The sequence below is a fragment of the Actinomyces wuliandei genome (assembly GCF_004010955.1).
GTDB classification, from domain to species: Bacteria; Actinomycetota; Actinomycetes; order Actinomycetales; family Actinomycetaceae; genus Actinomyces; species Actinomyces wuliandei.
Window position 1 is genome coordinate 3048906 of record NZ_CP025227.1, and the last position, 19258, is coordinate 3068163.

The window sequence follows — 19258 nt, forward strand, 5'->3', positions numbered from 1 at the left end:
CATCTCCCCTTTGCTGCACATCTTCACCTGGTAGGCCCAGTGCTCCTGTCCGCCCGGGGCATCTCGGACACGCCTTCACCCGCTCTGTTCCGCTAGACTCCCGAGAAGACGTGGTCGGCGTCCGCAAGGGCACAACCCTGTGCTGAAGTCCAAGATGTGCAACGACAACCACGTTGCACATCTTGGACTCAACACCTGTCGGCACCCATCTTGCCTCACCCGCTTGTGGCGCATGAGTCCGGGGTAGCCCGGTCCCATCCCGACGGACGCACGGAGCGACTTCGGGCTGAAGATGTGCATCAGGGGGTGACGGATGTCAGAACCTGCAGGACCACCCCGCTACCGGCCCTGGTGCTCCTCCAGGAGCACCTGGTACACCTGGGTGTCGTGCTGGGAGAAGGTGTCGATGACGACGAGCATGCCTTGACCGCCCCCCACCGCGTGACCACCGGCCTCCGCCGCTTCTCCGCCGTCCTCGTGCTCGCCCAGCCAGTCGAGGATCTCACGCAGCGCCACCCTGGCGGCCAGCTCGACCGGATACCCGAAGGCCCCGGTGGACACCGAGCACAGGGCGATGCTGCCCAGCCCGGCACTCCAGGTTGCCTCCAGGCAGGAGCGGTAGCAGGAGGCCAGCAGGCGGGCGTCCTCCTCCGTGGGCTCACCGCCGGAGACGACCGGGCCAACCGTGTGGACAACAGCCTGGGCGGGCAGGCTGAAGCCGGGGGTGAGGACGGCGGTACCGGTGGGCTCAGGCGCCCCCTGGGCGCCTACGTGCTCGGCGCAGGCATTGCGCAGCCACGGCCCGGCGGCGGCGTGGATGGCGTTGTCGATGCAGGCGTGACCGGGGACCCGGCAGCCCAGCAGGGCGCTGTTGGCGGCGTTGACGACGGCGCCCGCACGCAGACGCGTGATGTCACCCTGCCACAGGGCCACTGCGGACAGTGGCCCGCTGCTGGCCACGCGCGGCAGGGTGGCGACGTCAACCACGCCCCTGTCCCGGGTCTCGGCCGCCAGGAGGGCATCGATGGCGTCAGCGGCCTGCGGCGGCACAGGACCGGGCTCGCGCAGGGTCAGCAGTGCGTCCAGCAGCCGACGGTCAGCCTCGACCTGCCCGGTGGGGGTGAGCCGTCTGAGCCCGGAGCGGGCGAGGTAGCGCCTGGCGTCGTCAACGGCCCAGGCCAGCGCCTGGGCCAGGAGCGTCCCGTAGTCCCCGACGTGCTGCCCGGTGGCCCCGCTCATGACGCACCCGCCGCGTCGTAGGCCTCCCGGGCGGCCAGGACCTGGCCGGCGTGGTCCTGCGCCCAGGTCCGCAGTGTCGTCATCGGCCCGCACAGTGTGGCCCCCAGAAGGGTCAGCTCGTAGTCCACGCGTGGCGGCACACCACCGGTCGCGGTGCGTTCCAGCAGGCCGTCGCGCTCCATGGAGCGCAGCGTCTGGGTGAGGACCTTGGGGGTCACCCCACCGACACGACGGCGCAGGTCAGTGAAGCGCAGGGGGCCGTCGTGCAGGGCCACGACCACCAGGGGCGACCAGCGGTCCACGACGTGGCGCAGAACCGTCCGCGAGGGGCACTGGGGCGACATGACGTCATAGTCAACAAGCGGGCTGCGCGGGCCGTGCAGGTCATCTGGACGACCCGCGACAGTGGGATACGCGACATCAGTCACAACAACCTCGGACCTTCCCTTAGTTTCCTTGAGGTATCTAGTATCTGGAACATACCATCACGGCACCTGCCCCACAGCAGGAGCGGGAGCAGGACAGCCACCACGGCCTCAGGAGGGAACCATGAAGATCGCAGTCATCGGCGGAACCGGCATGATCGGGTCACGCACTGTCGCCGAGGCGGCCTCTCGCGGCCACGAGGTCACCAGCGCCACCCGCTCGGGCAGGCCCGCCGAGGGCGCAGCGGCCAACGTCGTCACCCGGCTGTCCGACGTTGAGGTCGTGCGCCGCCTGCTGGCTGACAACGACGTCGTCATCATCACGACCTCACCCGACCGCACTGGCGGGCCGGTCCAGCCCACGATCGACGAGCACCGGGCCCTGGTGGAGTCCCTGACCGCCGAGCCGGTGGGACGGCTGGTCGTGGTGGGCGGCGCGGGGGCGCTGGAGACTGAGCCCGGCTCGGGCCGGCTCATCAAGGACACGCCCGGCTTCCCGGCGGAGATCTACCCTGAGGCCAACGCCTACGCCCAGGTCCTGGAGCTCTACCGGGGCGCGGGTACCGCCTTTGCCTGGTCCGTCGTGGCCCCGGCCCCGACGATCGAGCCGGGGCGGCGCACCGGGACCTACACCCAGGCCACAGACAGCCCCGCCGGCCCCCGGGTCTCCGCAGAGGACATGGCCGTGGCACTGGTGGACGAGGCCGAGTCCGACGCCCACCGCAGCATCCGCTGGACGGTGGCCTCACAGGGCTGAGGCGCGGACGGCTCCCGGCAGCCGGGCCGGGAGACCGCTCACCCGCCCCCACCCACCTCGGCAGGCGGCCTGCCAGCCCCGGTGGCTACCCGAGGACCTGCCCCAGCAGCCCGGCCCGCTCCGCCAGGACGGCGAGCTGGACACGGTTGCTGGCGCCCATCCGCTCCTGGGCGCTGCGCAGGTGGGTCTTGACCGTGGAGGCGGAGACGTAGAGCCGGGCCGCGATCTGCTCGGTGGTCAGGCCCTCCGCAGCCGCCTGGACCACCTCACGCTCCCGGTCAGTCAGCCTGCCCCCGCCCCCACCGGACGGCACGGTCCCCTCAGACCACGACAGCCGAGTGCGGGGCGCCCCGGCACCCGCCTGCCCGCCAGGCAATCCGCTACCAGGCAGCCCGGCGCAGGGGCTCCCGGCCTCCGCCAGGCTCCCGGGCCCGGCAGCGGCCCTGCCTACCCCGCCCGGAGCCACCGCCTGCCCCCGGGAGCGCACGTGCGCCAGGAGCGTGCGCATGGCCCCGGGCGACAGGGGGCTGTCTCCAGCCACGACCCGTCGCAGGCCGGGCACCAGTTCCTTGGGGGCAGAGACCTTGAGCAGGTAGCCCTCGGCCCCGGCCTCGATGGCACGCACCACCGCGTCGTCCACGTCCCACGTGGTCAGGGCGACCACGTGGGGGTGGCCTGCGGCCGCGCAGATGCGCCGGGTGGCCTCGATACCGTCCATGACCGGCATCCCCAGGTCCATGAGCACCACGTCTGCGGGGTGGTGGGCGACGACCTGGACCGCCTCCTGACCGTCGTCGGCCTGCGCCACGACCTCAAACTCCTCCCGGGGGCGCAGGAGAGGCAGGATGGCCGACCGGGTCAGCGGGTCGTCGTCAACGACGATGACCCGGACAGGCCCCGAGGTGGTCGCACCGGGCTCCGTTGTGTGCACCTGCCCAGTCTACGTACCAGCAAGGCAGCCCGCTCCCATTCTCACGTCGGGGCGGGCCACCACGGCAGGTGGCTGCGCACCACAAAGCTGCCCTGGCCGTCCAGACCGGCCTGGAAGGTGCCCCCACAGATCTCGGCACGCTTGGCCATCCCGCGCAGCCCCGTCCCGCTGCCTGCACCTGCATCCGTTCCCCGTGCCCCGCCCACAGCCTCAGCCTCCCCTGCGACCTCACCTGCAGCCTCACCGACTGCCTGCGCCCCGACGTCCACCGGGTTGGAGCAGGTGATGTCAATGCCAGTGGTCGGCCCTCCCTCCACCCGCAGCCTCACGGTGCGCCCCGGGGCGTGCCTGCGGGCGTTGGTCAGGCACTCCTGCACGATCCGGTAGACGGCCCGGGACAAGACGTCGTCGGCCTGGTCAGCGCGGTCAAGGAAGATCGAGGAGGTGACAGGCTGCCGGGCAGCCAGGACGTCGTCCACCATGCCAGCCAGGTCCGCCAGGCGCGGCGCAGGCTCGGCAGCGCCCACAGGCTCACGCAGCACCGTCAGGAGCGAGCGCAGGTCCCGCATAGCGGTCTCCGCCTCCTCACGGACCAGTCGGGCCGCCTCCCGCGCGTGGTCCGTGGGCACGTCCTGGTCCGGACCCACGGCCCGGGCCAGGATGTCCGCCTCCTGCGAGCCACCCGCCCCTCCTGGGCCGCCCTCCGCCCCCGCCTGGCCGTCGGCCTCCTCCTGCGGCTCACCGGGCTGGGCTGCGGCCTCAAGGACTGCGGCGTGCAGGGCGAGCAGGGACAGGCGGTGCCCCAGCCCGTCGTGCACCTCCCGGGCCACGCGCTCCCGCTCCTCCTGCAGGTCCACGCGCTCAGCCAGGTGGGTGGAGACCCTGGCCTGCTCCTGGGCGGTGCGCGCGGCCTGGGCGGAGGCGGCAGCGGCGGCTTGGGCGCGCTGGCGGGCACTCCGCTCGCCGTCGCGGGCGCGCAGCAACAGCCCGGTGACCACGGGCAGGGCCATGACGAGCAGGGTCAGGGCGGGGGCGGTGCTCCCGTGGAGGGTTCCCACACCGTTGCTCTGGTCAAAGGCAAAGATCCCCACCACGGAGTTGCCGGTGACTGCCTGCACCGCGTCGCGACCGATGGCCCGCCAGGTCCCGGCACCCAGCACGAGGCCGACCACCCAGGGAGCCGGGTCGCGCACGGAGCCGGCCCGCCGTACGACGGTGGTCATGGCGACCAGCCCTACCGTCGTGTCCAGCCCGGTGAGCAGGCCAGCGACGGAGGAGACCACGGTGACGGCGACGGGCCACCTGTGACGCGCGAACAAGGCCACCAGGAGCACCAGGGCGAGGCCTACGAGCCCCAGGCCGGGCAGTGCCCGCATCGGGCGGCCAGTGAGCACCTCCTCGTGGGACATGATGGATCCCAGGCTTACCAGGCTGGCGAACAAGCACAGGAGGAGCAGCCCGGTCTCCCGCACCACCCTGCCCACGACGGCTGCGAGCCGAGGCCGGGGGGCCGGGGCAGGGAGGTGGTAGACGGGGTAGGGAGACCCTGCCAGCGCACCCGTACCAGGGGCAGCCGCACAGGGCGGGGCCGTCGCAGAGGCACCAGGGACAGTCGCAGAGGCACCAGGGACAGGGGAGGCAGGCGGGGCTGCCGGGACCGGGTAGGCAGGCACACCCGCCCGGGCCGGGTAGGCAGGTGCACTCCCCTGGAGGGGGTAGGCGCCGTGCCCGGGGATGAAGCCGGGTGAGGTCATGCGGACACTGTAGAGCCTGCACCGGCCGCCGACCTCCACCGATGAGGCAGCCACCTGGCCACGGACCTGTCGGCAGGACGACCCGCACGGGGCTGCCCACAAGGCTGACTCAGGCTGACTGCGGCGGCAGGCGTGGGCACCCAGAAGCCCTGTCCGAACAGACAGCCTGCTCAGACCGATCGGTCGATGTGGCCGCACGCCCCTGTGGCGCAGCCTTGACCCTGTCATCAGCCAGCGCTGGACGCCACCGCCCCGGGCAGCCTGCCGCCAGACAGCAAGGCCCTCACCGGTCCCGGGCGCGCCCCTGCTGGAGCAGACCTGACGCAGACCTGGCACAGATCCTGACAGGAAGGACCCGACCATGACCACCACACCTGGCACACCGCCTCAGCCCACACCGCCTCAGCCCTCCGCCCCCTATCCCGGACCTGGGGGACAGGTGCCTCCCGTCCCCGTGCCCGGCGCTCCTGTGCCCTCTGGACCCAGGCGCTCGTGGTTCGCCAGGCACAAGATCCTCACCGGCCTGGGCGCCCTCGTCCTCGTGTCCGCCCTGGCCTCCGCCCTCGGTGGGGGTGAGGGGTCCTCCACAGGCGCGACCACGGCACCCGGCGCAGCAGCCGACGCAGCCGAGACGGACCAGGCCGCCGCAGGCCCTGGGGACAGCGCCGACACCGCGCAGGCTCCTGCCGAGGACAGCCAGTCCGAGGACAGTCAGCCGCCGTCCGGTCTCACCTTCCCCGGCATGGCCGACGACGACATCGTCGGTCGCACGGGCGACACCCTGACAAGCAAGGACGTGAGCGTCACCACCACACCGGTGACCGCCGGGGACGCCACCCTCGGGCCGACGGCCTGCACCACGGTCACCGTCGTCAACGGCTCCACGGACCCGGTGGACGTCAACGCATTCGACTTCACGCTCTTGAACCCTGAGGGCGCCATCACCGACCCGGGCTTCAGCGGGACAGACACCCACCTGACCTCCAGCACCCTGGTCCCGCAGGGGAGCGTCAGCGGTGACGTGTGCTTCGACGTCGATATCTCCGCAGGCGGGCAGTACGTGGTCATCTACGACCCGGTCCTGACCCTGTTCACCGACCGCGCCGCCTGGGTCAACGAGCTCTGAGCAGGCCGCGCGCGGCGGCGTCGGCCCGGCCGTCAGCCAGTACCACCAGGAGTACCGTGGCTGACGGCTGGGCGCTCAGCCCACAGGCTGTGAGGCCGGGGCGGGACCGGTCTCGGCGCCAGGACCAGAGTCAGTGCCGACGTGGGAACCGGGCACCTGGCCGCGCACCCTCATGACCACCCAGTAGCACAGGGCACCCAGGGGCGCGGCAATGAACCAGGAGAAGGGGGCCAGCACCTGGCACAGGCGCAGTGGCAGCAGCGCGATGCACAGCGCCACCACCGCTGCGGGGACGAACGCCACCAGCGCGTTCAGGTTGATCCCGCACTGGTAGTAGTACCGCCCGCTGCGGGCCGGGGAGTACAGGTCACGCAGGTCCACCCGGGAGCGCTTGTAGTAGAAGTAGTCGATGACCAGGATCCCGAAGAACGGCCCCAGCAGGGCACCCAGCGACCCCAGGAAGTAGGTGATGGCCACAGGGCTTCCGTACAGGTTCCACGGGGTGACGGCCACCGAGGCGACGACGGCGACGATCCCACCCATGCGGAACGACAGCCTGCGCGGGTTCACGTTGGACAGGTCGAAGGCCGCCGAGACAAAGTTGGCGACGATGTTGACGCCGATGGTGGCCACGATGAATCCCAGGCTCACCACGTAGAACACCAGGTCGTTGTCGATACGCGACAGCAGGTCGCCCGGGTCGTGGAACGCCTCGCCGTAGACCTTGATGGCCGCGGCCGAGCACAGCACCGAGGTCATGGCGAAGGCGGTCCAGTTCAGAGGCAGCCCCAGCACGTTGCCCAGCACCATGGAGCGGGCGCTGGGCGCGTAGCGGGCGAAGTCAGAGAAGTTCAGCATCAAGGTGGCCAGGGTCCCCACCGTCAGTCCCACGGTGACCATGACCTGGTACACCTGGTGGCCAAGGTCGGGCGTGTGCCCGTCGGCGTTGACCGTCCAGTCGAACTCCCACCCCGCCTGCCACAGCATCCAAGCACCCAGGCCGATCATGATGACCCAGATGACCGGTCCGGCCAGCCCCTGGAAGTGACGCACGGCGTCCATGCCCCGCCACACGATGACCAGCTGGACGGCGGACAGGATGAGGAAGGCCACCCACCCTGAGGCACGCAGCCCCAGGACAGGGGTGTCCAGGTCCCCCATGACGGGCAGCACCCGTATCATCAGCAGCTCCAGGGATATCGAGGCCAGGTAGGTCTGGATCCCGTACCAGGCGATCGCCACGATCCCACGGATCACGGCCGGGAAGTTCGCGCCCCACACGCCCCAGGTCACCCGGGATATCACCGGGTAGGGGGCTCCGGTCTCATAGCCCATGAGCCCGGAGACGCAGCACGCCGCGAAGATGATCAGCGTGGCGAGGAGCACGCCGATGACGATCGCCAGCGGCGTCATTCCCATCAGCGCCCCCGTCCCGATGAACAGGGCGGCTGCGAAGGTGTAGTTCGAGGCGTTGTGCGCGTCGTTCATCCACAGGGAGAACAGGGCGTAACCGCCCCAGGTGCGCTCCTGCGCCACCGCCGGGGCCAGGTCGTCGTTGAACAGCCGCCCGTCCGTGTCACCGCGACGCAGCTCGTCGCGGTCGATCTCCACGGCTTTCATGGTCGTTCTCCTCAGGCCTGGGGCACCGCACCCGCCGTCGCACCCAGTGCCACGGCCAGGGGGGCGTCAGCGGCAGGGTCGTGCGCCAGCGGCTCGAACTCGTTGACGGCGTCCAGCGAGGTCCCCATCGAGATGTTGGTGACACGCTCCAGCACCGCCTCAACCACCACCGGAACCTGGTCGCGCAGCGCGGTCTGGCGCGCGGTGGACAGCGCCTGCGCCAGCTCCTCAGGCGTGTGCGCCCGCACGGCCCGGCACCCCAGCGCCTCTGCCACACCCACGTGGTCCACCCCGTAGCCCTGGGTCTGGGGGGCGTTGATGTTGGCGAAGGACAGCTGCACCTGGTAGTCCATGTCGAAGGCGCGCTGCGCCTGCCGGATGAGGCCCAGGTAGGCGTTGTTGACCACCACGTGCACGTAGGGGATCTGGAACTGGGCGGCCACCGCCAGCTCCTCGATGTGGAACTGGAAGTCGTAGTCCCCGGACAGGGCCACCACCGGGGTGGCCGGGTCCGCCACGCAGGCACCGATCGCCGCCGGAAGCGTCCACCCCAGCGGTGACGCCTGGCTGGCGTTGACCCAGTGCCGGGGGCGGTAGACGTGCAGCATCTGGGCCGCGGCAATCTGGGACAGGCCGATCGTGGTGACGTAGCGGGTCTCGGGCCCGAAGGCCCGGCACATCTCCTCATAGACCCGCTGGGGCTTCATGGGCACCTCGTCAAAGTGGGTCCTGCGCAGCAGGGTGCGCTTGCGCTCCTGGCACTCCTGCACCCAGGGTCCGTAGCGCTCCAGCGGGGCAGAGTAGCGTTGACGGGCTGCCTGGAGCAGGGTGCGCAGGGCGGTGCCCGCGTCGCTGACGGACCAGAGGTCGGGCGGGAAGACCCGCCCGACCTGCGTGGGCTCGATGTCCACGTGGACGAACCGGCGCTGGCCCCGGTAGGTCTCCAGGTCCCCGGTGTGGCGGCTCGCCCAGCGGTTGCCGATCCCGATGACCAGGTCGGACTCCAGGAAGGTCGCGTTGGCGTAGCGCTGGGAGGTCTGGATACCTACCAGGCCCTGGGCCAGCCGGTGGTCGTCAGGGACGGCTCCCCACCCCATGAGGGTGGAGACCACCGGAACACCCAGGTACTCCGCCAGGGCAACCATGTCGTCGGCGGCCTCGGCGCTGATCACCCCGCCGCCGCAGACAAGCAGCGGGTGCCTGGAGGTGTCGAGCATGTCGAGGACCCGCTCTGCCTGGTAGGCGGACATGGCGGGACGCTCCACTGGAAGCGGCTGGTAGGCGTCGATGTCGAACTCGATCACGGTGACCTGAACGTCAAGGGGCAGGTCGACAAGGACGGGACCCGGACGGCCAGAGCGCATGAGCTGGAAAGCCTTGGCCATGATCCCAGGAACCTGGGCGGCCTCCAGGACGGTGACAGCCATCTTGGTGACCGGCGCGGCCACCGCAGCGATGTCGACGGCCTGGAACTCCTCGTTGTGCAGCATGGGGACGGCAGCCTGGCCGGTCAGGCACAGGATGGGTACGGAGTCCGCCGACGCGGAGTACATCCCGGTGACCATGTCGGTCCCCCCGGGACCGGAGGTGCCGATGCACACCCCGATACGGCCTCCCCCCACACGGGAGAATCCCTCGGCCATGTGGGAGGCGGCCTCCACATGGCGGGCCAGGACGTGGCGGATGCCCCCGTGCGCCCTCATGGCCGAGTACAGCGGGTTGATGGCAGCGCCTGGAACCCCGAAGGCCTGGGTGGCTCCCTCCTTGGCCAGGATGAGGGCGATAGCGTCCACTGCTCGCATTCGTGTCATGTCTTCCGCTCCTTATCTGTTCACGGCACTGCTCACAGCGTGCGCCAGGCCTCGCGCAGCACCCGCTTGGCGTCAGCGACCACGGCGCGCGAGCGCTGCGCGCCCAGGGGCTGAACCTCGAAGGCGACGACAGCGCGCTCAGCGGCGTCCTCGCGCAGGTAGCCGATGTCCAGCAGGCAGCGCAGGAACTCCCGCACCTCGGGGACACCGCTCTCGCCCTTGGGGTGGCTGAAGTAGGGGTGCAGGTCCCCGTAGGCAGGGTCGTCCAGGTCGCGGATGACGCAGGTGCCGATGTGGGCGTGGTTGATGAAGTCCCGAGTGGCGGACAGGGCCTGGCGCGGTGTCTCCCCCTGCATCGGCAGGTGGGAGAGGTCCACCATGAGGCCGAAGTCCGGGACAGCCTTGCGCACCTCGGAGGCGACCTCGCAGGCCAGCCGGTTAGTACCCACCAGGGCGCGTTTGTCTGTGGAGTCGTCAAAGGTCTCCAGGGACAGCACCAGCCCCCCGTCCCCCTGGGACCTGGCGTAGCGGCCGACCTGGACGACGGAGTCGACCAGCAGCGCCAGGGCCTCGTCGCGGCGCTGCGGCGGCCTGGGTCCGGAGAGGAACCCGATCTTGCGCGCCCCCACCTCGTAGGCCTGGTCCACGGCTGCCTTCATGGCCGCCACGGCCTGGGCGCGCCGGTCCTCGTCAAAGGAGTTGAGGTCGTAGCCGCCCTTGAGGAGCCAGGGCTGGGCGCCGAACCCGACGTCCACGCCGGAGGTGCGCAGCAGCCCCGTGACGGCGTCGCGCTCCTCCCGGTCATTGATGCGGGTGATCTCGATCTCCTCAAAGAAGTCGTCCTCGACGACCTCGGCGACGGAGGCGGCTACGGGCTGGTCCCCGCCCGCGGCGAAGGGGTAGGCCATGAAGTGGACGATCCCGACCTTCATGTAGTCGTGCAGCGACTCCTTCACGATCATGCACCTCTTTTCCGTTTCTCTTTCCCTGTTTCTTTTCTGTCTTCCTGACTGCCCTGCCGCCTGACCACGCTGTGCCCGGGAAGCAGGCTGTGGCGGTACCCCGTCGTGCCCGGGACCTGGGACCCCTGGTCCCGACCGGGCGTGCCAGGTCTCAGCCGCTGCGACGCCCCACCGCCCTGAGCGCCGCCTGGGCAATGTCCCCGGCCCGCAGGCCGAAGTAGTCGAAGAGCTCGTCCATGGTCCCGGACAGGCCGAAGACGTCACGGGTACCGACCCTCTCCATGGGGACTGGACGGTTCTCCACCAGCAGCTCGGCAACGGCAGAGCCCAGGCCACCGATCACGGAGTGCTCCTCCGCAGTGACCACGCACCCGGTCCGCCCGACAGACTCGAGCAGGGTCTGGGCGTCCAGGGGCTTGACGGTGTGGACGTGGAGGACCTCGGCCTCGACCCCCTGGGCGTGGAGCCGGCGGGCGGCTCCGAGCACCTCGCTGAGCATGCAGCCTGTCGAGACCAGGGTGACGTCGGAGCCCTCGCGCAGGCGCAGAGCCCTGCCGATGTCAAAGGGGGTGTCCTCCCGGGTGACCACGTCCACCGCCAGCTTGGCGACCCGCAGGTAGACAGGCCCGTCCAGCTCGTAGGCTGCAGCCACGGCCTTGCGCGTCTCGACCGCGTCGCACGGGCAGACCACCGTCATCTCCGGCAGGGAGCGCATGAGGCTGACGTCCTCCAGGGGCAGGTGGGTCGCGCCCTCCTGCGCCGCAGTGGTGCCCGCGTTGTGCCCCACAACCTTGACGTTGCGCCCGGAGTAGGCCACGCTCACGCGGATCTGGTCGAAGCCGCGGCCGGTGAGGAAGTTGGCGTAGGCGTTGACGAAGGGCACCTTGCCCAGCAGCGAGAGCCCGGCAGCGGTTCCCACGATGTCGCACTCGGCGATTCCGATGTTGAGGAACCGGTCAGGGAAGGCCTCCTGGAACCGGCTGGTGTAGTTGGCCTTGGAGCAGTCGGCATCCAGGACAAACACCTCCTCGTGGCGACTGCCGACGTCCAGCAGACCCTGTGCGTACCCGTCGCGAGGCTCCCTCCGGGGCGCACGGTCCTGCGGCCCGCCCAGGGCACCCTGGGTACTGTCCTGCGGCTCCGTCTGCTTTCCTGCGGGTGTCATACCGGCTCCTCCAGCTCCTCCAGGGCCTGGCGCAGCTCCTCGTCACTGGGTGCCTTCCCATGAAAGGCCGAGGTGTTCTCCATGAAGGAGACTCCCTTCCCCTTGACTGTGCGGGCAATGATGATGGTGGGCACCCCCCGTGCCTGGGCGGCCGTCTCCAGCGCGGTGTCCACCGCACGCAGGTCGTGGCCGTCCACCTCAATGACGTTCCAGCCGAAGGCCCTCCACTTCGCGGAGACGTCCCCGACGGACTTGACCCCCTCGACGGCCCCGTCCAGCTGGATCCCGTTGGCGTCCAGGACGGCGCACACGCTGTCCAGGTGGTGCGCCGCCGCCGTCATGGCGGCCTCCCAGACCTGCCCCTCCTGAATCTCCCCGTCACCGAGCATGACGTAGTAGCGCGCCGTGACGCCGTCGTGGCGGGCGGCCAGGGCGGCGCCGTTGGCCACTGAGAGCCCCTGGCCCAGAGACCCCGAGGAGGAGTCGACCCAGGGCAGGTGGGTGTTGGAGGGGTGCCCCTGGAGCCTGGTGCGCATGGCCCGGAAGGTCATAAGCTCCTCGTGGGCGATAAGGCCCCTGGCGGCCATGGCCGCGTAGTAGGCGGGCGTGCAGTGCCCCTTGGACAGGAAGAACATGTCCCGCTCGCGCCACAGCGGCTCCTTGGGGCGGATGCGCATGTGCCGCAGGTAGAGCACCACCAGCACGTCGATGGCTGACAGCGACCCTCCCGGGTGCCCGCTGCCGGCCTTGTGCGTCATGAGGACGATGTCGCGTCGGCACTGGCGTGCCACCCGGCGCATCTCCTCCAGCTCCTGGTCGTTGAGCATACTTCTCTCCTCTGGTCCGACGCTGCGTGCACCAGGTCCTGTCCTCCCAGTCCCGTGACGGGCCCGGGGGCTCGTACCCGGTCCTGCTCACACCTCCCGCAACGAGATGTCCTGGGCTCCCTCCCAGAGGAGCCTCTCGCCCAGGGCCGGCAGGTGCTGCCCACCCTCGACGACGGTGGCGAAGTGGTTCCCGGCCAGCTGTCCCGCCTTGGAGGCGAAGTTGACGTAGCCGTAGGCGATGAGCAGCTCGGTCTCGGAGACGCCACCGGGGTAGATGACGATCTCACCCGGGTGCGGGTAGCAGGTCCCGTTCTCGGCCTCCAGCCCCAGGTCCAGGTCCCCGAAGGGAATCCACCCTGCCTGCCCGGACCAGCGCACGTGGATGATCTGGGACTCCAACGGCAGGAGCCTGTCCCGCAGCGCCGCCACGGTCCTGGGAGCAGCCTCCTCCTCGTAGCGTGCACGCAGGCTGAAGCCGCCGACGGTGATCTCAAGCCCTGTCATCATGACTGCCTTTCTCGTAGCTGGTAGTGCTCCCGGTCACTGCTCCTGACCGGCCTTCCTAGTCGTTCTTAGTCGTTGCTCCTGCTGCTCCTGGCGCTCACGGCAGCCCCCGGCCCCGTAACGACAGGCCAGGCTGGCAGGAGGCTCCCGCGCTCGCGGCCACGCATCCGGCCCCTCACTGAGCAGGCCCACGCTCACAGCCCCAGGATCGCGGTCACCAGAGCCATCCGAATCGACACGGACTGGAGGATGGCCCGGAAGTAGAGCTGGTGGGGGCTGTCGTCGATGCGCAGGTCCATCTCCCCCGCCCGGCGGGGGAGGGTGTGGGTGACATAGATCTGGTGACCCTTCTCCGCCTCCTCAGCCAGCGTCTCGTAGCGCACGAGGTAGCGCTCCATCAGCGTCTTGAACTCCTCCGCCTTGGCTCCCGCCGGGGCGGAGCACCCGGGCAGGTAGATGAGGTCCTGGGTGCGGACGAAGTCGTTGAAGCGGTCCTGGTCAAAGTCAGTCTCCTCACGCAGTCCACCGTGGAGGGTGGAGCGGATGAGGCTGGTGACCTCCTCAGGGGCACGGCGGTCGGAGTCCGAGCAGATCGTCACCTCCGCCCCCAGGCGTGCCAGGCCGTAGGCCATGGAGTGCCCGGTGCGGGCCTCCACCATGTCAGGGGAGACCACCGCGACGCGAAGGCCCTCGACCCGCCCGAAGCGGCGCCACATGGTGTACAGGTCCAGGAGCGCCTGAGTGGGGTGCTCCCAGTGGCCCCAGCCTCCATTGATCACGGGACAGGTCGCGGCCTGCGCCCCTCTCCTGGCCTCGTCCTCGTCGTGGTGGCGCAGCACCACCAGGTTGGCGTACTGGGATATGCAGCGCATGGTGTCCTCAATAGACTCCTCCTTGGCCACCGAGGAGGTGACACCGGGGTTCGCCTCGACGATCGTGTGGCCGCCCAGGCGCTCCATAGCGGTCTGAAAGCTCATCCGGGTCCGGGTCGAGGGCTGGAAGAACAGCAGGGCGAGCACCTTGTCCGGCAGCAGGTCGATCCTGGAGCGGTTGAACAGCTCCAGGACCCGTCCCAGCTCGAAGAGGTTGTAGAGCTGGTCGTCAGCCATGTCGTTGATGGAGACAAAGCTCTTGCCAACATGGTCGACGGCGCTGACGAGCTCCTCGATCGAGCGCATGTACTGGGGCATTGTGTCCTCCTTGTCGGGTCCTTGTCGGGTCCTTGTCGGGTCCTTGTCTGGTCCTTGTCTGGTCCTTGTCTGGTCCTTGTCTGGTCCTTGTCGGGCAGTGGCGTCGGGCAGTGGCTGCGCCGGGGGCTGTCACGAGCCGGGACCACCTGCCGCCCACCTCGTTCAGCCACCGGCCCGGCAGGGGTCAGCAGCGCCTGATCACGCGACCGCCCATGGACTCGCGGTCCACCAGGCGGCCACGAAGGAAGGTGCGGTGCACCACCCCGCGCAGCCTCCGCCTGTGGTAGGGGGTGACCTTGTTCCTGTGCTCCAGCCGCTGGGCATCGACGACGAAGGTCTCCCGGGGGTCCATCACCACCAGGTCGGCGTCACGTCCTGCAGCGATGGCACCCTTGCCCGGGATACTGAAGGCCTGGCAGGGAGCGGTAGCCATCCAGCGGACAAGGTCCTGCGGACCCACGCCATGCTCCTCGCCAGCCGTCAGCACGGCCGCAGGCCCCACCTGCACGGAGGAGACACCGCCCCACGCCGTGGAAAAGTCTCCGGTCTGCCGGTTCTTGAGGTCCTCGGTGCAGGGAGAGTGGTCTGAGGCGACGTGGTCGATAGTGCCGTCGAGCAGCCCCTCCCACAGCGCCTGCCTGTTGGTCTCCTCCCGCAGCGGCGGGGCACACTTGTACTCGGTGGCACCGTCAGGCACCGTGTGCGCCGCAAAGGTCAGGTAGTGGGGGCAGGTCTCCGCAGTGACCTGGACGCCGTCGTCCTTGGCCCGACGGATCGCAGGCAGGGCCCGGGCGGAGGACAGGTGGAGGATGTGCACCCGCGCCCCCGTGGCACGGGCCGCCTGGAGGACCCGGTCGATGGCCTGGACCTCCGCCTGGGACGGTCGCGAGGCCAGGTAGCCGACGTACTCCCGCCCCACGTTCTGGGGAGCAGCCGCCAGCACCTGGGGGTCCTCGGCGTGGACGAGCAGGACCGCTCCCAGCTCGGCCACCTCGGCGGCCACCCGGTCCAGCTCCGTGTAGCTCAGGTGGCCGTACTCCGTGATACCGGAGAAGGAGGTGAAGCACTTGAAACCGAAGACCCCACGCTGCCACAGGGGCGCCAGCTGGGCGGTACCGCCAGGGACCGCCCCTGCCCACAGTCCGACGTCCACCGAGAGCCTGTCGCGAGTGGCCGCCTCCTTGGCCTCCAGCGCCTCCACTGTCGTGGTAGGAGGAGAGGAGTTGAGCGGCATGTCGATGATCGTCGTCACACCTGCGGCCAGAGCGGCCCGGGTAGCGCTCTCGTAGCCCTCCCAGCTGGTGCGGCCCGGTTCGTTGACGTGGACATGGGTGTCCACCAGGCCGGGCATGAGGACGCAGGTGCCCGGTACGCTCACCTCCGCGTCAGCACTGACAGGGGCGTCAATACCCGCTACTGCGGTGATGCGCTCCCCGTCGACAACAACGGCGGCCGGGCGGGTGCCCCCCGGCAGGACGACCTGCTGGGAGCGGACGACCAGGTCGTGGTGCGACGGCGTGGCGGACGTGCCTGGCAGTGGTGGTGCAGGGGCGGTGGTCTCCATGGCGGATCTCCGTGTCTGGTCTGTCTTGTCTGTGTGGGCCTGTGGGTGCGGTCTGGTGTGCTCTGTGGTCCCGGATACCCACCGATGCCGCCCGGTACTGTCCGGGGCCGCCGGTGCCTCGCGGCTGGTGACGGGCGTTAGCAGGTTCGGGCGGCACCTGTCCTGCGAGTCAGCGGGAGACAGAGTCCCGGTCTGCCTCCAGGTCCACAGACTCCGCCTGGCGAACCGCGCGCAGCACATAGGGGTCGTGTCGGGACAGGAGAAGGTGCACACCCAGCCCCAGCGCGGCGCCGATGAACCAGGAGAAGGGGCTGAGGAACCTGCAGGGGTCGGTCGGTACCACCGCCACGGCTACCGAGGGAGCGCTGGCGACGACGAAGGCCCACACCGCCCTGAGGTTCCACCCCCGGGTGAAGGAGTGGAGGCCGTCAGCGCGGAACAGCTCGGAGACCTGAACCTTCTCCCGGCGCAGGATGTAGTAATCGGCGATGATGATGCCGAACAGCGGCCCCAGGACGGCACCCAGGGCAGCCAGGAACACGTTGATGATGACCGGGTTGCTGTAGAGGTTCCACGGGGTGATCACCAAGGCGATGCAGGCCGAGATGACACCTCCCCGGACAAAGGTGATCCTCTCTGGCCAGGCATTGGCCAGGTCGTAGGCCGGGGAGACGAAGTTCGCCACCACGTTGATCCCTAGCGTCGCCACCGTGAAGGTCACCGCACCCAGGATGATGGCTACCGGGTGCTCGATCCGCGCGACGAGCTCGATGGGGTCAAAGATGTAGTCCCCGTAGATCCTCAGGGAGCCCGCAGTGACCAGTACAGAGACCACGGAGAAGGCGATGAAGTTGACGGGCAGGCCCCACAGGTTCGCCATCCACACGGCCCGGCGTGTCGGAGAGAACCGGGAGAAGTCGCAGAAGTTCAGCAGGAGGGTGGAGAAGTAGGACACCGTCAGGGCCACAGCGGCTCCCACGGCGTGAGCAGTTCCCCAGCGGGCTGGGGACGTGGCAAGGTTGAGCGAGATGTGCCAGTCCGCACGCATAAGGATGTAGACGGTCAGGACGAGCATGACGACCCACACCGCAGGACCAGCCCAGTCCTGGAACCGGCGGATGGTATCCATGCCGTTGCGCAGCAGCAGCAGCTGGAGTGCCCACATGAAAAGGAAGGCGGCCCAGCCCAGAAGGCTCTCACCCAGGAACCTGGCCTGCCCGACCTCGGTGACACCGGGCCATATGCCCCCGACCAGCACGATGACGGCCCTAGAGGCCAGCCAGGTCTGGATGCCGTACCAGCAGATCGCCACGAATCCTCGCAGCAGTGCGGGCAGGTTGGAGCCCAGCGTGCCGAAGGTGATCCGCGCCAGGACGGGATAGCACAGGCCTGTCCTCTGCCCAGCAAATCCCACGAGATTCATGAGGAGGAAGACCACGATGATGCCTACGGTCAGCGAGGCAAACACAGAGACGGCACCGATGCCCAGGGCGAAGAGACCAGCGGCAAAGGTGTAGCCACCGATGGAGTGAATGTCTGACATCCACATGGCGAAGAGGGAGAAGAATCCCCAGTCCCGGCTCCTGGCCGGCGCCAGGTCGTCATTGATCAGGCGGGGATCGACCGACGCGGTCGACTCGGTCGGGTGCCCGGCTAGTGTGTCGTGTTCCACCGCAGCGTCCTTTCAGTCTTGTGAGATTCGCTCCACCCGCTTCAGGCGCCGTTGCCCGACCGGGTGCACGCAGTCAGGTGACCTCAATGGCCTCAGCGGACAGGGGCCAGCCACTGAGCCGCTTGGGACGAGGCTCGGCATAGGTGCGGACCTTGGAGGTACGCAGGCCCAGGTCCACCAGGAGCTCCGCAGTCTTGACCGCAGCAGCCACCCCCTCGACCACCGGGACCCCCAGCTCCTCGGCGAGCACGGCATCCAGTCCCGCCATACCGCCACAGCCCAGGACGACGACCTCGGCGAGGTCCTGCTCCACAGCCAGCCGGGCCTGGTGGGCAATCGCCTCCCGTGCCCGGGCAGTGTCCTCGAGCTCCAGCACGCCAAGACCGGTCGCCCGTACGGAGCTGCAGTGGTCCAGCAGGCCGAAGCACAGGAGGCGGTCCTCAATGTGGGGGACGGTGCGGTCCAGGGTGGTGACCACCGAGAAACGGCGGCCCAGCACCATCGCTGTGTGCACGGCCGCCTCAGTGATGTCAACAACCGGCACCTCTAAGAGCTCCATGAGGCCCTCCTTGCCGTGGTCACCGAAGCCGGCCAGGACCACAGCGTCAGCACCGCCCTGGTAGGTGACCACCGCGTCCATGACGGCAGCGGCAGCAAGGTAGGACTCAAAGCCCCCCTCTACGGAGTCCGCGCCAACGGCGGGGGTCAGGCCCACGATGTCCGTGCCGCTGCGGGCCACTGCGGCGGCAGCCTGGCAGATGCTTTCGGTCATGGAGGAGGTGGTGTTGACGTTGACGGCGAGGATCTTCATTGTTCCGCGCTCTCAGGAGGTTCGACGGTTTGCGTATCAGCACCTGGGCTCTCAGGCTCCGGGCTGCTGGGGTCCTGAGCAGCCCGGAGCCTGCGGCGGGATGACGCGGTAGCGCACCCACACTGCGGATCCACGGCGAGCAGCTCACCCGCACTGGATACCTAAGAACTCAGTGCTCTGAGGTCTTGTGCATCCATTACACCACCGGCTGCGGACCTTGGCAACCCCCCATCCTGACCCGCTCCGGCCCCAACCATGACCACAGGGGCCGAGCACTGCCCCCCGCCTCCAGCCCGGCCTGTCAAGAACCGTGGACGCCCCCTTACCTGGCAACCACCCCTGAGGGGTTCTCCTGGCTGGCTCTCCCGCGTCGGTCCTGGTAGCGGACAGAAACGTCAAGGAGGACGGCCACCGACGCGGCCGTCCTCCTCGCTCCCTTCCGCACGACCCCCCCTTGCGGCGTACCCATTCACGGATACGCAAATATGGCGACAATCACATTCCGGAGCGGTGAAGCAGTCGGAAGGCAGTCGCCACACAGACCACGACAGACACAAAGGCGCAGGCAAGCACCGTAGGCAGGGATCCTGCGGCCGCAGCAAAGATAATGAACATCCCCAGCACCGCCAGCACCGCCAGCACCACAGTCACCGTGGTTACCACGGCCTCCACATCAGCCGTGCTGACTGCGGCGCCCTCCGTCTGGCTGGCCCCCGGGGACTGCGGGACCCCCACCGCCTCGACGGCGGAAGGACTGATAGATGCGGTTGTTGCTGACATGGCTCCTGCTCTCTGGCATGGGCGGGAGCGCGTGAGAGCCGTGCTCCCGCACAGCCTTGTACGTCTCGACAGTCCAACCGAGCATAAACCACCTCAGAGCACTGAGCATTGTCAGATACC

Annotated in this window: 17 protein-coding genes; 2 read left to right on the forward strand and 15 right to left on the reverse strand. The window is 69.3% G+C overall.

All coding sequences use genetic code 11. From position 1 onward, the window contains the following. Nucleotides 1-339: 339 nt before the first annotated feature. Together CWS50_RS12615 and CWS50_RS12620 are read right to left on the reverse strand one after the other, a co-directional pair. Nucleotides 340-1239 carry a macro domain-containing protein gene (locus tag CWS50_RS12615; protein WP_127843065.1) on the reverse strand — a complete coding sequence of 300 codons (900 nt, stop codon included), beginning with the start codon at nt 1237-1239 and terminating at the stop codon, nt 340-342. Continuing rightward, nucleotides 1236-1583 (reverse strand): winged helix-turn-helix transcriptional regulator, encoded by a 348-nt coding sequence (locus tag CWS50_RS12620; RefSeq protein ID WP_127843481.1) that lies wholly within the window; start codon nt 1581-1583, stop codon nt 1236-1238. Before CWS50_RS12620 ends, CWS50_RS12615 begins: the two co-directional genes overlap by 4 nt. A gap of 205 nt (nt 1584-1788) precedes the next feature. Between CWS50_RS12620 and CWS50_RS12625 the strand changes: the two genes are divergently transcribed. Further along, nucleotides 1789-2421: an NAD(P)-dependent oxidoreductase gene (locus CWS50_RS12625; protein WP_127843066.1), complete on the forward strand. Its 633-nt coding sequence runs from the start codon at nt 1789-1791 to the stop codon at nt 2419-2421. An 85-nt stretch (nt 2422-2506) separates the two neighbouring features. On the opposite strand, the gene CWS50_RS12630 is transcribed toward CWS50_RS12625, so the two are convergent. Both CWS50_RS12630 and CWS50_RS13900 read right to left on the reverse strand, forming a co-directional pair. Then, the gene (locus CWS50_RS12630) at nt 2507-3352 is read right to left on the reverse strand and encodes a response regulator transcription factor (RefSeq protein ID WP_127843067.1); all 846 of its coding nucleotides are present in this window, start codon (nt 3350-3352) and stop codon (nt 2507-2509) included. A 41-nt stretch (nt 3353-3393) separates the two neighbouring features. After that, nucleotides 3394-5106, reverse strand: a complete 1713-nt coding sequence (locus CWS50_RS13900; protein ID WP_279221957.1) for a sensor histidine kinase — start codon at nt 5104-5106, stop codon at nt 3394-3396. 361 nt (nt 5107-5467) lie between these two features. Between CWS50_RS13900 and CWS50_RS12640 the strand changes: the two genes are divergently transcribed. Further along, the gene (locus CWS50_RS12640) at nt 5468-6232 is read left to right on the forward strand and encodes a DUF4352 domain-containing protein (protein WP_127843068.1); all 765 of its coding nucleotides are present in this window, start codon (nt 5468-5470) and stop codon (nt 6230-6232) included. Between the two features lie 75 nt (nt 6233-6307). Here CWS50_RS12640 and CWS50_RS12645 read toward each other — a convergent pair whose 3' ends face one another. The 11 genes from CWS50_RS12645 to CWS50_RS12695 all read right to left on the reverse strand — a co-directional run bounded on the left by CWS50_RS12645 (nt 6308) and on the right by CWS50_RS12695 (nt 19138). Then, nucleotides 6308-7852, reverse strand: coding sequence for an NCS1 family nucleobase:cation symporter-1 (locus tag CWS50_RS12645; RefSeq protein ID WP_127843069.1), 1545 nt, complete (start codon nt 7850-7852; stop codon nt 6308-6310). An 11-nt stretch (nt 7853-7863) separates the two neighbouring features. Continuing rightward, on the reverse strand, nt 7864-9663 hold the full coding sequence (gcl, locus tag CWS50_RS12650; protein WP_127843070.1) for a glyoxylate carboligase: 1800 nt from the start codon (nt 9661-9663) through the stop codon (nt 7864-7866). Between the two features lie 32 nt (nt 9664-9695). Further along, complete coding sequence (locus tag CWS50_RS12655) at nt 9696-10625, reverse strand: sugar phosphate isomerase/epimerase family protein (RefSeq protein ID WP_243118360.1); 930 nt, start codon at nt 10623-10625, stop codon at nt 9696-9698. Nucleotides 10626-10776: 151 nt separating this feature from the next. Further along, complete coding sequence (locus CWS50_RS12660) at nt 10777-11790, reverse strand: transketolase family protein (protein ID WP_127843071.1); 1014 nt, start codon at nt 11788-11790, stop codon at nt 10777-10779. After that, nucleotides 11787-12617 carry a transketolase gene (locus CWS50_RS12665; protein WP_127843072.1) on the reverse strand — a complete coding sequence of 277 codons (831 nt, stop codon included), beginning with the start codon at nt 12615-12617 and terminating at the stop codon, nt 11787-11789. The genes CWS50_RS12660 and CWS50_RS12665 overlap by 4 nt, the downstream gene beginning before the upstream one ends. 87 nt (nt 12618-12704) lie before the next feature. Then, nucleotides 12705-13124: a DUF3830 family protein gene (locus CWS50_RS12670; RefSeq protein WP_243118361.1), complete on the reverse strand. Its 420-nt coding sequence runs from the start codon at nt 13122-13124 to the stop codon at nt 12705-12707. 191 nt (nt 13125-13315) lie between these two features. Next, nucleotides 13316-14311, reverse strand: a complete 996-nt coding sequence (locus tag CWS50_RS12675) for an aspartate/ornithine carbamoyltransferase family protein (RefSeq protein WP_127843073.1) — start codon at nt 14309-14311, stop codon at nt 13316-13318. A 184-nt stretch (nt 14312-14495) separates the two neighbouring features. Further along, the gene (gene allB, locus CWS50_RS12680; protein WP_127843074.1) at nt 14496-15875 is read right to left on the reverse strand and encodes an allantoinase AllB; all 1380 of its coding nucleotides are present in this window, start codon (nt 15873-15875) and stop codon (nt 14496-14498) included. 169 nt (nt 15876-16044) lie between these two features. Next, on the reverse strand, nt 16045-17547 hold the full coding sequence (locus CWS50_RS12685) for an NCS1 family nucleobase:cation symporter-1 (protein ID WP_127843075.1): 1503 nt from the start codon (nt 17545-17547) through the stop codon (nt 16045-16047). A 73-nt stretch (nt 17548-17620) separates the two neighbouring features. Next, on the reverse strand, nt 17621-18358 hold the full coding sequence (locus tag CWS50_RS12690) for an aspartate/glutamate racemase family protein (RefSeq protein ID WP_127843076.1): 738 nt from the start codon (nt 18356-18358) through the stop codon (nt 17621-17623). Nucleotides 18359-18853: 495 nt separating this feature from the next. Continuing rightward, complete coding sequence (locus CWS50_RS12695; protein ID WP_127843077.1) at nt 18854-19138, reverse strand: hypothetical protein; 285 nt, start codon at nt 19136-19138, stop codon at nt 18854-18856. Nucleotides 19139-19258: the final 120 nt, after the last annotated feature.

Coding starts and splice junctions, on each gene's coding strand:
- CWS50_RS12615 (WP_127843065.1), bottom strand. CDS start 1,239: ATGAGCGGGGCCACCGGGCAGCACGTCGGGGACTACGGGACGCTCCTG.
- CWS50_RS12620 (WP_127843481.1), bottom strand. CDS start 1,583: ATGTCGCCCCAGTGCCCCTCGCGGACGGTTCTGCGCCACGTCGTGGAC.
- CWS50_RS12625 (WP_127843066.1), top strand. CDS start 1,789: ATGAAGATCGCAGTCATCGGCGGAACCGGCATGATCGGGTCACGCACT.
- CWS50_RS13900 (WP_279221957.1), bottom strand. CDS start 5,106: ATGACCTCACCCGGCTTCATCCCCGGGCACGGCGCCTACCCCCTCCAG.
- CWS50_RS12640 (WP_127843068.1), top strand. CDS start 5,468: ATGACCACCACACCTGGCACACCGCCTCAGCCCACACCGCCTCAGCCC.
- CWS50_RS12645 (WP_127843069.1), bottom strand. CDS start 7,852: ATGAAAGCCGTGGAGATCGACCGCGACGAGCTGCGTCGCGGTGACACG.
- gcl (WP_127843070.1), bottom strand. CDS start 9,663: ATGACACGAATGCGAGCAGTGGACGCTATCGCCCTCATCCTGGCCAAG.
- CWS50_RS12655 (WP_243118360.1), bottom strand. CDS start 10,625: ATGATCGTGAAGGAGTCGCTGCACGACTACATGAAGGTCGGGATCGTC.
- CWS50_RS12660 (WP_127843071.1), bottom strand. CDS start 11,790: ATGACACCCGCAGGAAAGCAGACGGAGCCGCAGGACAGTACCCAGGGT.
- CWS50_RS12665 (WP_127843072.1), bottom strand. CDS start 12,617: ATGCTCAACGACCAGGAGCTGGAGGAGATGCGCCGGGTGGCACGCCAG.
- CWS50_RS12670 (WP_243118361.1), bottom strand. CDS start 13,124: ATGATGACAGGGCTTGAGATCACCGTCGGCGGCTTCAGCCTGCGTGCA.
- CWS50_RS12675 (WP_127843073.1), bottom strand. CDS start 14,311: ATGCCCCAGTACATGCGCTCGATCGAGGAGCTCGTCAGCGCCGTCGAC.
- allB (WP_127843074.1), bottom strand. CDS start 15,875: ATGGAGACCACCGCCCCTGCACCACCACTGCCAGGCACGTCCGCCACG.
- CWS50_RS12690 (WP_127843076.1), bottom strand. CDS start 18,358: ATGAAGATCCTCGCCGTCAACGTCAACACCACCTCCTCCATGACCGAA.
- CWS50_RS12695 (WP_127843077.1), bottom strand. CDS start 19,138: ATGTCAGCAACAACCGCATCTATCAGTCCTTCCGCCGTCGAGGCGGTG.